The organism is Streptomyces sp. NPDC045678 (assembly GCF_056432085.1).
This window is the reverse complement of the sequence record NZ_JBWKJS010000010.1, coordinates 82,380-95,154: the sequence shown is the minus strand read 5'-3', so window position 1 is coordinate 95,154 and position 12,775 is coordinate 82,380. Positions and strand designations below refer to the sequence as shown.

General features: G+C 70.1%; 11 protein-coding genes. 3 read left to right on the top strand and 8 right to left on the bottom strand.

Annotated elements, in window-relative coordinates:
* Positions 1–10: 10 nt before the first annotated feature.
* The 3 genes from AC07DO_RS31520 to AC07DO_RS31510 form a co-directional block, all read right to left on the bottom strand.
* Positions 11–2,176 carry a glycosyltransferase gene (locus AC07DO_RS31520; protein WP_479064396.1) on the bottom strand — a complete coding sequence of 722 codons (2,166 nt, stop codon included), beginning with the start codon at positions 2,174–2,176 and terminating at the stop codon, positions 11–13.
* Between the two features lie 790 nt (positions 2,177–2,966).
* Positions 2,967–5,204: a serine/threonine-protein kinase gene (locus tag AC07DO_RS31515; protein ID WP_479064394.1), complete on the bottom strand. Its 2,238-nt coding sequence runs from the start codon at positions 5,202–5,204 to the stop codon at positions 2,967–2,969.
* On the bottom strand, positions 5,186–6,160 hold the full coding sequence (locus AC07DO_RS31510) for an oxygenase MpaB family protein (protein ID WP_479064392.1): 975 nt from the start codon (positions 6,158–6,160) through the stop codon (positions 5,186–5,188). Before AC07DO_RS31510 ends, AC07DO_RS31515 begins: the two co-directional genes overlap by 19 nt.
* Before the next feature lie 88 nt (positions 6,161–6,248).
* On the opposite strand from AC07DO_RS31510, the gene AC07DO_RS31505 reads away from it, so the two are divergent.
* Both AC07DO_RS31505 and AC07DO_RS31500 read left to right on the top strand, forming a co-directional pair.
* The gene (locus AC07DO_RS31505; protein WP_479064390.1) at positions 6,249–6,473 is read left to right on the top strand and encodes a hypothetical protein; all 225 of its coding nucleotides are present in this window, start codon (positions 6,249–6,251) and stop codon (positions 6,471–6,473) included.
* A 59-nt stretch (positions 6,474–6,532) separates the two neighbouring features.
* Positions 6,533–6,931 (top strand): hypothetical protein, encoded by a 399-nt coding sequence (locus tag AC07DO_RS31500; protein WP_479064388.1) that lies wholly within the window; start codon positions 6,533–6,535, stop codon positions 6,929–6,931.
* Here the strand turns inward: AC07DO_RS31500 and AC07DO_RS31495 are convergent.
* From AC07DO_RS31495 to AC07DO_RS31485, 3 genes are all read right to left on the bottom strand, one after another.
* Positions 6,901–7,722: a phytanoyl-CoA dioxygenase family protein gene (locus AC07DO_RS31495; protein WP_479064386.1), complete on the bottom strand. Its 822-nt coding sequence runs from the start codon at positions 7,720–7,722 to the stop codon at positions 6,901–6,903. The genes AC07DO_RS31500 and AC07DO_RS31495 overlap by 31 nt on opposite strands.
* A 106-nt stretch (positions 7,723–7,828) precedes the next feature.
* Positions 7,829–8,662: a PIG-L family deacetylase gene (locus tag AC07DO_RS31490; RefSeq protein WP_479064384.1), complete on the bottom strand. Its 834-nt coding sequence runs from the start codon at positions 8,660–8,662 to the stop codon at positions 7,829–7,831.
* A gap of 183 nt (positions 8,663–8,845) precedes the next feature.
* Positions 8,846–9,421, bottom strand: a complete 576-nt coding sequence (locus tag AC07DO_RS31485; protein WP_479064382.1) for a TetR/AcrR family transcriptional regulator — start codon at positions 9,419–9,421, stop codon at positions 8,846–8,848.
* 357 nt (positions 9,422–9,778) lie between these two features.
* On the opposite strand from AC07DO_RS31485, the gene AC07DO_RS31480 reads away from it, so the two are divergent.
* Positions 9,779–10,432, top strand: coding sequence for a CatB-related O-acetyltransferase (locus tag AC07DO_RS31480; RefSeq protein ID WP_479064380.1), 654 nt, complete (start codon positions 9,779–9,781; stop codon positions 10,430–10,432).
* A 51-nt stretch (positions 10,433–10,483) separates the two neighbouring features.
* On the opposite strand, the gene AC07DO_RS31475 is transcribed toward AC07DO_RS31480, so the two are convergent.
* Both AC07DO_RS31475 and AC07DO_RS31470 read right to left on the bottom strand, forming a co-directional pair.
* Positions 10,484–11,449 carry a hypothetical protein gene (locus AC07DO_RS31475; protein ID WP_479064379.1) on the bottom strand — a complete coding sequence of 322 codons (966 nt, stop codon included), beginning with the start codon at positions 11,447–11,449 and terminating at the stop codon, positions 10,484–10,486.
* 122 nt (positions 11,450–11,571) lie between these two features.
* Positions 11,572–12,771 (bottom strand): acyl-CoA dehydrogenase family protein, encoded by a 1,200-nt coding sequence (locus AC07DO_RS31470; protein WP_479064377.1) that lies wholly within the window; start codon positions 12,769–12,771, stop codon positions 11,572–11,574.
* Between the last annotated feature and the right edge of the window lie 4 nt (positions 12,772–12,775).

The window sequence follows — 12,775 nt, the reverse complement described above, 5'->3', positions numbered from 1 at the left end:
GAGGACGGACTCACCGGAGGTCGGCGTCCGCGTCCCGCAAGCTCAGTGCCAAGTCGTTGGTGACCGTGAAGAAGGGTTTGGCGCGTGTTTCGCCGCGTGTGCCGTGCGTCAGGTGGACGGCCGGGGCGACGTCGGTCTTCTTGCGGTCGACGATGTCGCCTCCGATCCGGCCGATGGTGACGGGCGGGCTGGCGTGGCCCACGTAGAGGCGTAGGTCCCATACGTCGTGGGCGCTGCTTCGGCGGGTGAGCGCCCGGGAGTAGGGCAGTGTGAACGAGAAGCTCGACGGCTCCCTCGTTGATGGCGTCGCCGGGGTGTCGTTGAGGGGCGCGGGGACGGCGGGGACCGTGAAGTCGTAGGTATCGCCCTGGCGGGAGACGGCGATCACCGAGGCGTCGTGCAGGGGGCGCGGGAGGCCGGCCGCGAAGAGGCGGGCGGTGACCGTGGCGTGGGCGTCGCCGATCGTGATGCTGGTGACCTCGGCGTGCGCGGGGCGCCGCCAGGTGCGCAGGGCCAGGTAGCCGTCGGCTGTGGTGTAGGGGAGCGCGGCCGTCACGTTGCCGTCGACGAGTGCGGGTGCGGAGCCGACGCCGCGTGCCCGTTCCGCCAGGGCGCAGACGAGCCGTGTCCGCTTCACCGCTGTGCCGCGGCCCTCGACGTAACAGTCCCAGCGGCCCTCCGGCAGTTCGTGCTCGGTCGGATCGAGGGTGAGGTGGGTGTCGGGAGCGGCCGGTAAGGGGATCCGGATGTGTCGGCCCTTGGGGTCGCGGCGCAGGCGGGCCAGGAAGTCGAGGGGGCCGGGTGGTAGCGACGCCGCGTCGAAGCGGACGGTGATGCTGCGGTCCTTCGCGATCCGGGCGCAGGCGACGGGGTGGGTGGTCGGTTGAGGGGCGGCCGGCGGATCGGGGGCGGATGCGGGTGCCGGCGGTTCCTCGTGTGTGCCGGGTCCGGTCGGTAGCGCGGACCGCAGCTTGGACCACCATGTGCCGCGGTGTGCGGTCTTGGTCGAGTGCTTGCGGGGCAGGGCCGAGAGTTCTTGGAACAGGGTCTCGTAGCGCAGGGCGAGGGCGGACGGTTCGTAGTCCTGCGCGCGTCTTCGGCCCGCGGCGCCGAGGAGCTCACGGAGGAACGCGTCGGCCATCAGGCGGTCGAGTGCTGCCGCGTACCCGTCCACGCCGGTGTCCAGGGGGACGAGGACTCCGTTCGTCTCATCGATGATCTCCGCGGGCCCGTGGGGGCAGTCGGTGGAGATCACGGGGACGCCGCAGTGCATGGCCTCGACGATGGTCATGCCGAAGGACTCCAGGTCGGAGGAGACGGCGGCGATGGCGCCTTTCGCCCACTCGGTCTCGATCGGGGAGACCGGGCCCATGAGCAGTACGCGGTCGTACAGGCCGAGTTCGTCGATCCGGCGGCGCAGCTCGGGGCGTTCGGGTCCTCGCCCGTAGAGGCGCAGCGACCAGGTGGGGTGGTGGGCCGCGACCTTCGCGAAGGCGTCGATGAGCCGGTCGTAGCGTTTGACGGCGATGAGTCGGCCTGCGGCGATGATGACGTTCGAGCGCAGGTCGGAGGGTTCGACAGCGGGCTGGGGGACGCTGTTGGGTATGCAGAGGATGCGGGTCGGTACGTCCGGTAACGCGCGGCGGTACTGTGCGGCGTCGGCGCCGGACACGGTCACGAAGGCGTCCAGTCGGGCGACCGCCTTGTTCTGGTGCGCGCGTAACGCGGGGTTGTGGGCGCCCAGGCTCAGGTGTTCCTGACCGATGCGCAGGTAACGGCTCTGGCCGTCGCGGGCGAGGTAGCCGTTGAGGTCGGGGCGGGTGGCGATCACGACGTCCGCGTCGGTCCCGCGCAGCCATGCTCCGATGCGTTCATCGTGCAAGGCGGAGTGGAGCAGGCGTGTGGAGTTCACGGCGGCGCCGGTGTCCGGGAACATCGTGCACGGCTGGGCGGTGAGCGGGTGGTCGCCTTCGTAGGTGGGGCTTTCCGTGCGCATGTCGATCAGCGGGGTCAGCGTCACCCGTTCGTCGAAGGCGAGTTCCGGCTTGTCGGTGACCTGGTGGACGCTCACGACCTCGACGTCGTGCCGGTCGGCCAGGGCACGGGACAGATTGACGGTGGCGCGGATCGTCCCCCCGATGCCGTAGGCGTTGTTGATCAGAAACGCGATCTTCACGGATTGCTCCCCCCGCGCAGCCACCGTGGTCAAGGGCGTGCGCCATCCGCCCTGCGCGGAATGGGCGCCGCGCAAGGCCTGTTTTCACCACTTGCGTGTCGCGCGGCGTGCGGCTTTTAGCGGTACGTCAGCTTGTGAATACAGCCATTCAAATCCACAGAGTGTTCACATGTCCAGTGCGACATATGGATCAAGATGGCGCCAAGCCGGGCATTAGGCGTGGTCAAAGGTGCCGCTTTCACACCCCTACGCGACAGCACTTGTGATGAAAACGTGAAGATCTGGAAGCTTCTCTTCAGGTTGCCCAGAATTGAGTGACGGCCCCATAACGAATCCCCCGCAGCGCTTATTCAGAGGAAATATGAGCACGGCCATGTCGTGCGCCCGCTGCCTCAATTCGACGCACAGCGTCAGAGTGATCGCGGGGGCTCGACGTGCCCCCGCGATCCAGAATCCGGCCCCCGGTACTCAGACCGCGGGCCCCCCGGTGTTCTGACTCCTGGCGTTCGACGCGCTCAGACCCTGCGCGAATCCCTGCTCTGCCGCCCCGCGCTCCAACGCGCCGCGCTCCCCCGAGCCCCCTCGGCGCCGCAGCACGAGCCAGCACGCGCCTGTCGCTGCCGCGGCAACGACCAGTACAGAAACTATGACGATCACGCGTTCTCCAGTCCCCGTCGGTACGGCGGCACCGTGACCCGGCCCGCCCTGATCCACAGTGTCGCCCCCCACGTGACCATGAGGAAAGGCACAATGTCGCCCCATACGTGGCCATGAAGGGCCTCCGCCCTCCTCACCGCCCCCCGCCGATCCCCCTCTGCCGCGCCACCGCCACCCGCCGGTACACCTCGACCGCCTCCGCGCCCCGCCCCAGCTGTTCCAGGCAGTGGGCCTCGTCGTTGTGGCTGGCGAGGGTGTCGGGGTGGTCGGGGCCCAGGACCTGTTCGCGGGACGTGGCCACCCTGCGGTACTCCGTGAGCGCGTCGGTCCAGCGGCCGAGCCAGCCGAGGCCGACGGCGACCTCGCGGCGGCTGACGAGGGTGTCGGGGTGGTCGGGGCCCAGCACCCGTTCGCGGACGGCGCACACGTCGCGGGCCTCCGCGAGCGCCTCCTCCCAGCGGCCGAGGCGCCCGAGGTTGACGCCGAGTCCGTGGCGGGCCCGGAGCGTTTCGGGGTCGGCGGGGCCGTTGACGCGGATGCGGTCGTCGATGAGGTGGCGGTACAGGTCCAGGGCCTCGCCGCTGCGGCCGAGCCGGCCCAGGCTGATGCCGACCTCGTAGCGGGCGGTGAGCGTGTCGGGGTGGTCGGGGCCGAGTGCCCGCACGCGGGCGTCGGCGACCTCCCGGTAGGTTTGGAGGGCCTCCGGCCAGCGGCCCAACTGACCCAGCGCGTACGCGACTTCGTAGCGCGTCACGAGCGTGTCCGGATGGGCTGGGCCGAGGACCCGCGCCCGTGCCTCCGCCACTTCCTCGGCGAGCTGGTAGGAGTCCTCCAGGCGTCCGAGGCGGCTCAGGTTGTACGCGAGGTTGTGGCGGCAGCGCAGTGTGTCCGGGTGGTCGGGGCCCGACGTGCGCTCGCGGACGGCGAGCACCGAGGTGTACGTCTGGTGGGCCTCGAAGTGCCGTCCGAGCCGGCCCAGTACGTACGCCGTCTCCTGGCGTGCGGCGAGCGTGTCCGGGTGTTCGGGGCCGAGCGTGCGCTCCCGGCCCTGCGCGACGAGGCTGTACTCGCGCAGGGCGTCGGAGGCGCGGCCGGTGCGACTGAGCGTGAAGCCGACCTCGTACCGGCTGGCGAGGGTGTCGGGGTGGTCGGGGCCGAGGGCGTGCTCGCGTTCGGCGGCGACCGAGCGGTGCACCTCGCCCGCCTCCGCCCAGCGGCCGAGCCGGCCGAGGCTCAGTCCGGCGTTGTGGCGGTTGGTGAGGGTGGCGACCAGTTCGGGCGGGGGTGTGGGTCGCTCGGTGGGCCGGGGGTCCGCGGCGCGACGCGCGTCGACCCGCGGGATCCACTCGCCGGTCAGGCCCGCGGCCGCGTCGGGCGGGGTGGTGCGCAGCACGGACGCGCCGCCCGCCTTGTGCCCCGTGGTCATGCCCCGGGTCCAGGAGGGCAGGCGCGGCTCGTGGGAGGCCAGTGGATCGGCGCGGCGGACGGGTGGCGTCGCGACAGTGGGGACGTACGTGATCGAGGTGCGTCCCGCGGCGATGCGGCGGCCCAGCTCCCGCGCGTCGTGCGGCCGGCCCGTGGGTTCCTTGGCGAGCAGGTCGAGGACGATGCGGTCGAAGTACGCGGGCAGTTCGTCGCGGTGTCTGCGGGGCGGCTCGGGCGTCGTGTCGCGGTGTCCGACCAGGACGGCCCAGGCGTCCTCCATGTCGAACGGCGGGGCTCCGGTGGCGATCTCGTACAGCACGCACCCGAAGGAGTAGAGGTCGCTGCGCTGGTCGACGGAGTCGCCGCTGATCTGCTCGGGCGACATGTAGTGCGGGGTGCCCATCGCGATGCCCGTGCCGGTCAGGCGCGAGGTGAAGCCGATGTCGGCGCCGAGGCGGGCGATGCCGAAGTCGCAGATCTTCACCGTGCCGTCGGCGAGCCGCATGATGTTCGCGGGCTTCAGGTCGCGGTGCACGATGCCCTGTTCATGGGTGTAGGCGAGGGCGCCCGCGACCTGGTCGGCGATCTCCACGACGTCCTCGACGGGCAAGGGGTGCTGTTTGTTGTCCTCCATGAGCTGGCTGAGGTTGCGCCCGTCGAGGAGTTCCATCACCAGGTACAGGACACCGTCGTACTCGCCGAAGTCATGGACGACGGTGACGCCACGGTGCTGGAGCGCGGCCGCGACGCGCGCCTCCCGCCGGAAGCGCTCGCGCAGCACGCGCGTGAACGCCTGGTCGTGCTGGGGCCCCATCGGCTTGAGGCATTTGACCGCGACCTGACGGCCCAGCGACTCGTCGCGGGCCCGCCAGACCTCGCCCATGCCGCCGCGCCCGATCAGATCCAGGAGCCGGTAGCGGCTCTGGATCAGCCTGGTGTCCGCCATCTCGTGTTGTCGCCCCCGTTGCCTCGCCGCGCCCTCCCCGCCCCGTCCAGTATGGCGTCCCCTCTGTCGAGTTTGTACGGGGCCGGGCGGCTGCCGGGGCCGAGCCTCGCCATGGCGCGCAGGATGTGCTTGGGCGGGAGTTGCCAGCGCACACGGTTGGGAACGGCGCGCAGGACGGTGCCGGTGAGGACGAGGCGGCGGGTCACCGTGAGGGACGGCGGGGCCGCTCTGCCGTACAGCTCGTGGGCGTACGGCGGCAGCGAGGCGTAGGCCAGGTTCGCCACACGCCGCCACAGCAGTTCGCGCGCCGGGACGAGCAGGGCGTGCGTCGGCGGGCGCTGCAGGAAGTCGTCGACGGCGCGCGCGTCGGACCCGGCGGCGAGCCGCGGCCGCACCTCCTCGAAGTACGCGGCGAGTTCACCCGTCGACGCCGGTACGTCCGCCGGGTCGAGGCCCACGAGGCGGGCGCTCCGCCGGTGCTCGTCGACGTACCGGTCGGCCAGCGCGTCGGTGAGACGGAATCCCGAGCGGCGTACGACGTGGAGGTAGGAGTCGATCTCCGCGCAGTGCACCCACAGCAGCAGCTCCGGTTCGTCGACGCCGTACCGCTCCCCCGTCTCGGGGTCGGTGGCCCCGAGCATGGTGTGGATCTTCCGCACCCGGGCGCCGGCCTTCTCGGCCGCCTCGGTCGTTCCGTAGGTGGTCGTGCCCACGAAGCCGGCGGTACGCATGAGACGGCCCCAGGCGTCCCTGCGGAAGTCGGAGTTCTCCATCACGCCGCGGACCGCGCGGGGATGCAGGGCCTGGAGGTAGAGGGCTCTGATCCCGGCGACCCACATCATCGGGTCGGCGTGCGCCTGCCAGGTCACGGACGCCGGCCCGAAGAGCCCGGGGTCAGGGGCGGATGCGGGGTCGGGTGCGGGTATGGACGTACGCGCGTGTGTGCGCTCCGGCATGGTGCGACCAACTCCTGACGGGTGACAGCCTGACCGCCAAGTGTGGCCACGTCCCCTCAAGAATGGCCAGGCGCTCCGGCTGTGCGGCGTGCTGACCGAGGTAGCGTTCCGGCGTGACGTCGACGCCGCCCCGTTTTCCGCCGTATCCGATACGTGGCGTCCGCGTGCGGCACAGAAGGAGAACTGCGCGCCGCAATTCGCGGAGATCGAAGTGGACTTCGGCTCTCACGCATTGGCGTTCAAGGTCGCCGGCTACCTGGCCGCCCGCCGAGCGATGGAGCGATGCAACAAGCCGCAGATGCGGGGTAGTTGAAAGGCCTGTGCAGGTCGGGCCGAGGGGGCCTGTCCGCTACGCATGAACGGGGTGCTGTGATGAGTCTCGCTGTCTCGGCCACGGTGATGGCGCGCGGGAGCAGCATGGACGGGCCGGGCGACTGGGCTCTGTTGATCGGGATCTTCGTGCTCTATCTGGCGGTCGGCTTCGGCCTCGAGTACCGGGCGAAGCGGCGCCGGGGTGCGAACCAGCCGGCGAAGGCGGCGGCGAGAGGGCTGTTCGTGGAGCGGGACGGCAGCGCCGGCGCCGCTCCACAGCAGTACCTGGCCAGTCGCACGGTGATGCTGGTGGGCGCGTTGGCGACGGGCCTGGCCGGCTTCCTCACACGCGGCACCCCGACTGCCGTGCAGGCTGTGGTGATGGGTGCGGTGGCGGTCGTGGCGATCTCCGCGTGGGCGTACTTCGACTACCGCACGGAACCGCGGGACGAATCGTGACCGGTCCCGTCCGGGCCGGGAGCGTCCCGTCCAAGCCCCCGGCGAATCGCGATCTCCACCGGTGAGTACGCGCCGTCGGCCCGCTCCAGTTCGTACGGTGCCGTGGGCAGCAGCGGTGGCTGGGCCATGAAGCGGGGCCGCGTGCCGTGGTGCGGTTGCGCCGCGTGCACCAGGAACGGGTGGCACAGGAAGACATCGCCCGGGGCCCCCGTGGCGAGGGCGAGGGGCCGGTGGTCGGACGCCGCCACCACATCGGGTGCGAGCGTCAGCCCGTTGGCCCCGTCCTCCCCGTACTTCTCCAGCACCTTCGGTACGTCGAGGTGTGAGCCGACCCGGATCCGGGTCGGGGCGTCCTCCTCACCGACCTCGCTGAACAGGAACAGCATCAGCAGCGCCCGGCCCCGGGAGCGCAGATTCGTGAAGTACCAGCTCTCGCCCTCGGGCAGATAACTCCCCTCGATGTGCCAGCCCGCGTCGTCCGGCTCGTCCTGATGAGGGAATCGGAGTGGGAACGTACCCAGGGAGTAGCGCGGCTCCCAGCGTCCCGCGCCGACGAGCAGGTCGTACGCGTGCTGCAGAAACGGTGAGTTGGGCGCGGCGGCGAACGGGCCCTGCGCCATGCCGCCCACCCAGTGCACGGGTTGCGTCCACGTCGTCGGGTCGTCCGGGTCGCAGCCCGTCTCCCGCCACAGCAGCCGCGCGCAGTCCGCGGCCACGCGCGGCGCTACGGCACCCTCCACCTTCACGAAACCGTCGCGAAGAAACCGGGATACCAAGGTCGTGTCGTCCATGCCCTCAGCGTGCGGCGACGCCGACCCCGGCCGCCCGACACTTTCCGCACCGCTTCTGTCGGGCAGCAGGGCGGCACCCTGCGTCAGGGTGCTGGGGACGTCCTGATCAGCGCAGTCCGGCGAAGAGATCGCTCTCGGGAACGGGGGCGCCCGTCGCGTCCTTGACGCGGACGAAGGTCTCCATGCCCATCAGCTCGCCGAACCTCTCCTTGCCCATCTTGAGGAAGAAGATGTTCTCGCCCTGACTGGCGTGGGCGGCCAGCGCGTCGAACTTCTGACCGCTGAACGGGGTGGTGTCCACCCACGTGGTGATCTCGTCGTCGGGCAGACCGATCTCGGCCAGCGCGGCGGCCTCGGCGGGATCCGGCTCCGGCATGTCCTCGCCGAACTCACGCATGATCTCCCCGAACCGCTGCATCGACGAGCGGGGCATCGTCGTCCAGTAGACCTTCGGCGTCAGGCCGGTCATCTCGAGCGCCGCCATGGTGATGCGGTGGGCCTGGATGTGGTCGGGGTGGCCGTAGAAGCCGTTCTCGTCGTAGGTGACGACCACGTCGGGCCGGTAGTGGCGCATGAGGTCCGCGAGCCGGGCGGCGCCTTCCTCGACGGGGGTCCGCCAGAAGGATCCGGGGGCGTCGTTGCTGGACCAGCCCATCATTCCGGAGTCGGCGTAGTCCAACATCTCCAGATCACTGATCTTCAAGGCTTCGCAGCTCGCCACGAGCTCCTGCCGACGCATCGCGGCGACGGCCGCGGGATCGTGACCGGGGTCGCCCGGCTTGACACCCCCCGGCCCGTCGCCGCAAGCGCCGTCGGTACAGGTCACGAGAACCGTACGGATGCCGTCGGCCGCGTATCGCGCGAGGACTCCTCCGGTTCCGGTGGCCTCGTCGTCGGGGTGGGCGTGTACCGCCATGAGCGTCAAGGGCCGGTCAGCCATGAAACAGTCCTCCAGCAGGAAGTGGACAAGGTTCGATCCGAGGGTGCGGTGAGGGCACCACGGTGTGCGGGGTTTCACCACGATCCCGAAGGCTCCGGCTCTGGTCCCCGGTCGATCAACAGCAGCGGCCGGAGCGGTTGTTCCCGCCCACCCCGAAAGCTTTCAGGCGCGCACGGTGTCCCTTCACGAGGACTTGCCCATACCGGCGAAGAGCGCGTCGAGGATCCGGTCGGCATACGCGTGGGTCAGTGGCTCCTGGGTGATCAGGAACTGGAAGTAGAGCGGGCCGGAGAGGATCGCCATGGCCAGGTCCAGGTCGAAGTCGGGCGACAGCTGACCCTGATCCCGTGCCGTCCTCAACCGGGCGACGGTCAGGTCGGCCTGCGGGGTGATGAAGCGCTCGTTGAGCGCGGCGGCGACCTGGGGATCGCCCTGGGCCTCGCCGACCAGGGCTTGGTACAGCGGGCCGAAGGGCGGGTTGCCCAGCAGGTCGAGGGCCGCGTGCATCTGCGTGCGCAGGTCGGCGACGATGTCACCCGTGTCGGAGAAGTCCAGGCTGGACCGGTGCAGAGAGAGCAGGGAATCGAGGAGCAGGGCACCTTTGGAGGGCCATCTGCGGTAGATGGTGTGCTTTCCCGCCCCGGCCCGCGCAGCGATCGCTTCGATGCTGAGCTTCGCGTAGCCGATCTCCTGACCCAGCTCCAGCGTGGTCCGCATGATGGCTTCGGTGCGGGCGGCGCCGCGGTGGGAGTCGGTCATGGGACCACCTTAACGGGACGGCACGGCACGTGCCGTACTTGACGGGGTGCGCTGTCATGCGCTGTTCTTTCCGTGCGGCACGACACGTGCCGTTTCAAAGTGAGGAGCGTGGACCATCTTGCTCTGCTTGCTCTGCCTGCGCGTACGCATCCAACTCGCCCAACTCACCCGGTACGTCCGGCACGCTTGGCACGTCCGACGCACCAAACTCGCCCACGCTCGCCCGTCACGCCCGACGCGCCCGGTACACCCGTCACACTTGTCACACCCGCCACGCCCGAACCACCGGACGTCCGCTCTCTCCTGATGTGCACCCCTCCCCGACGTCCGCCCTCGCCGAAAAGGAAGCCATCACAGATGCCACCCGTTCCCGCCGACCCCACCCAGGTGCACCCGATGCCCGAGCAGCCCCGTGTCGTGCTGCTCAAACCGCTGGTGACCTCGCCCCTGATCGAGGTCGGGGACTTCACGTACTACGACGATCCCGAGGACCCGACCGCGTTCGAGACCCGCAACGTCCTGTACCACTACGGGCCCGAGAAGCTGGTCATCGGAAAGTTCTGCGCGCTCGGCGAGGGCGTGCGGTTCATCATGAACGGCGCCAACCACCGTATGGACGGCCCCTCCACGTTCCCCTTCCCCATCATGGGCGCGTCCTGGGCGGACCACTTCGACCTCATCACCGGCCTGCCGGGGCGGGGCGACACCACGGTGGGCAACGACGTCTGGTTCGGCTACCGGACCACCGTGATGCCCGGCGTCCGCATCGGCCACGGAGCGATCATCGCCTCCGGCTCCGTCGTCGTCGACGACGTCCCCGACTACGGAATCGTCGGCGGCAACCCCGCACGGCTGCTGCGCCGCCGCTACAACGACACCGACATCGACCGCCTCCTCGCGGTGGCCTGGTGGGACTGGCCCCTGCCGCACCTCACCGAGCACCTGCGCACGGTCATGTCCGGCAGCGTCGACGAGTTGGAGGCCGTGGCACCCGGACACGACGCGTCCTGAGCACCGTTGTTCCCCTACGCAGGCGAGCCACGACGGGACTGAACCCGCCCCTCAGCGGTTCCTGTTCTTGCTCCTGTCCCTCTTCCTGTTCCGGGCCGCCATCGTGTGGAACACCTTCTTCGGTTCCCAGCGCCTCTCGTCCAGCACCCGCACGACACCGTAGGAGCCAAGGTCGCGCTTCCCGGGCCTGGAGTAACCGGCGAAGGTGAACCAGAGCGCGGTGTCCACGCCCTCCTCCTCGAAGACGTCCAGCAGTTCGGTGAGGTAGCGCACCTGCTCGTCCTCGTCCGGGATCGCGCCACGCGGCACCTGCCACGCCATGCCGCCGCGTTCACCCGCGCCCCGGTACGCGCAGGTTCCGTACTCGGTCACCGCGACGGGCTTGCCGTGGCTCAGATGCGCGCGCAGCTCGTCGCGGAAGCTGTCGGCGTTGTAGGCGGCCCGGTAGGCGTCGACGCCGACAATGTCGAACGGGCCCCAGTCGACGGCCTCCCAGGGGGCCGAGGCATAGGTCACCCGCCCGCCAAAGTGCCGACGGACGGTCCCGGCGGCCCGGGAGAGGAAGCCGTTGACGCGTTCCTGCACCGGCCCGAGGGAGGACCACCACTCCATGTCGGCGTCGGCCATGGTCCGCAGGCGGTCGCCGTAGGTCTCGCCCGGCAGGAAACCGCCGCAGAACGCGCTGATCTCGCAGCCGGCGACGAACACGACATCGGCGCCGGCCTCCCGTACGGCCTCGGCCCGGGCGGCGCAGTCGGCGAAGTACGGGAGCAGTTGGTCGCGGGGGTGGTCCACGGGGAAAGGGGCGAACCAGACTTCGAGGCCGGCGTCCGCGGCGTACCGGGCGGCGATGCTCAGCCGTTCCGGCTCTCGTCCGGAGATACGAACGGCATCGCAGTGGAGTTCCCCGGCGATCACCGTCATGTCGTCACGGACCGTTTCAGGGGTGAAGTCCTTGCGGGACAGATCCAAGCCCGGGAGGAACCCGGTGTCGTAGTTGATGCCCCTTGCGCGCACGTCAAAGTCCCTTCTACAGGTGTCCGCGCCCAGCCGGCACAGGCGCACGGTGATCCGCCGCGGTCCGCATCCCGCGTCCGCAGCGTACTCAACCGGGCGTGCACGTACCCCTGTTGGGGCTCTCAGCGGCGCACGCGCGGCATTCCCAGGCCGATCCAGGAGATGATCTCGCGCTGGATCTCGTTGTTGCCGCCGCCGAACGTGAAGATGACCGCCGAGCGGTAGCCGCGTTCGAGTTCGCCATGGAGGACCGCGCCCGACGAGCCCTCCTTCAGCGCGCCGGCCGAGGCGACGACCTCCATCAGCCAGGCGTACGCGTCGCGGCGTGCTTCCGAGCCGTAGACCTTCACCGCGGAGGCGTCCTGTGGAGTGAGGGTGCCTTCCTGGACGGCGTTCACCATCTGCCAGTTGAGGAGCTTCATCGCGTCGAGCCGCGCGTGGGTCCTCGCCAGGCGCCCGCGGACCCAGTTGAGGTCGATGACGCGGCGGCCGTCGGCCAGTTTGGTGTCCATCGCCCAGCGTTGGACGTTGTGGAGGGCGCGGATCGCCATGGTGCCGTGCGCGGCGAGCGTGACGCGTTCGTGGTTGAGCTGGTTCGTGATCAGGCGCCAGCCCTTGTTCTCCTCGCCGACGCGGCGGGAGACGGGGACGCGGACGTTCTCGTAGTAGCTGGCGGTCGTGTCGTGCGAAGCCAGGGTGTTGATGAGGGTGCAGGAGTAGCCCGGGTCACTCGTGGGGACCAGGAGCATGGTGATGCCCTTGTGGAGCGGGACGCCCTCTTCGGGTGTGGCCGTACGGACCGCCAGCCAGACCCAGTCCGCCGTGTCGCCGTTGGTGGTCCAGATCTTCTGTCCGTTGACCGTGTAGAAGCCGGTCTCCTCGTCGCCCTCCCGCACCGCCTTCGTCTTCAGCGCGGCGAGGTCCGTGCCGGCGTCGGGTTCGCTGTAGCCGATGGCGAAGTCGAGTTCGCCGGAGAGGATCCGCGGCAGGAAGTAGGCCTTCTGCTCGTCCGTGCCGAACTGCATGATCGTCGGCCCTACGGTGTTCAGCGCCATCAGCGGCAGCGGTACGCCCGCCTGCGCCGCCTCGTCGAAGAAGATGAACTGCTCCATGGGCGACAGCCCGTGCCCGCCGTACTCCTCGGGCCAGCCGACCCCCAGCCACCCGTCCGACCCCAGGCGGCGGACGGTCTCCCGGTAGAACCGCTTCTGGGCGGCGGGTTCGCCGTACCGCGAGTAGACGTTGTCCGGTACCAGCTCGGCGAAGTACGCGCGCAGCTCGGTGCGCAACTGCTGCTGCTCAGGCGTGTATTCGAGGTGCACTGCC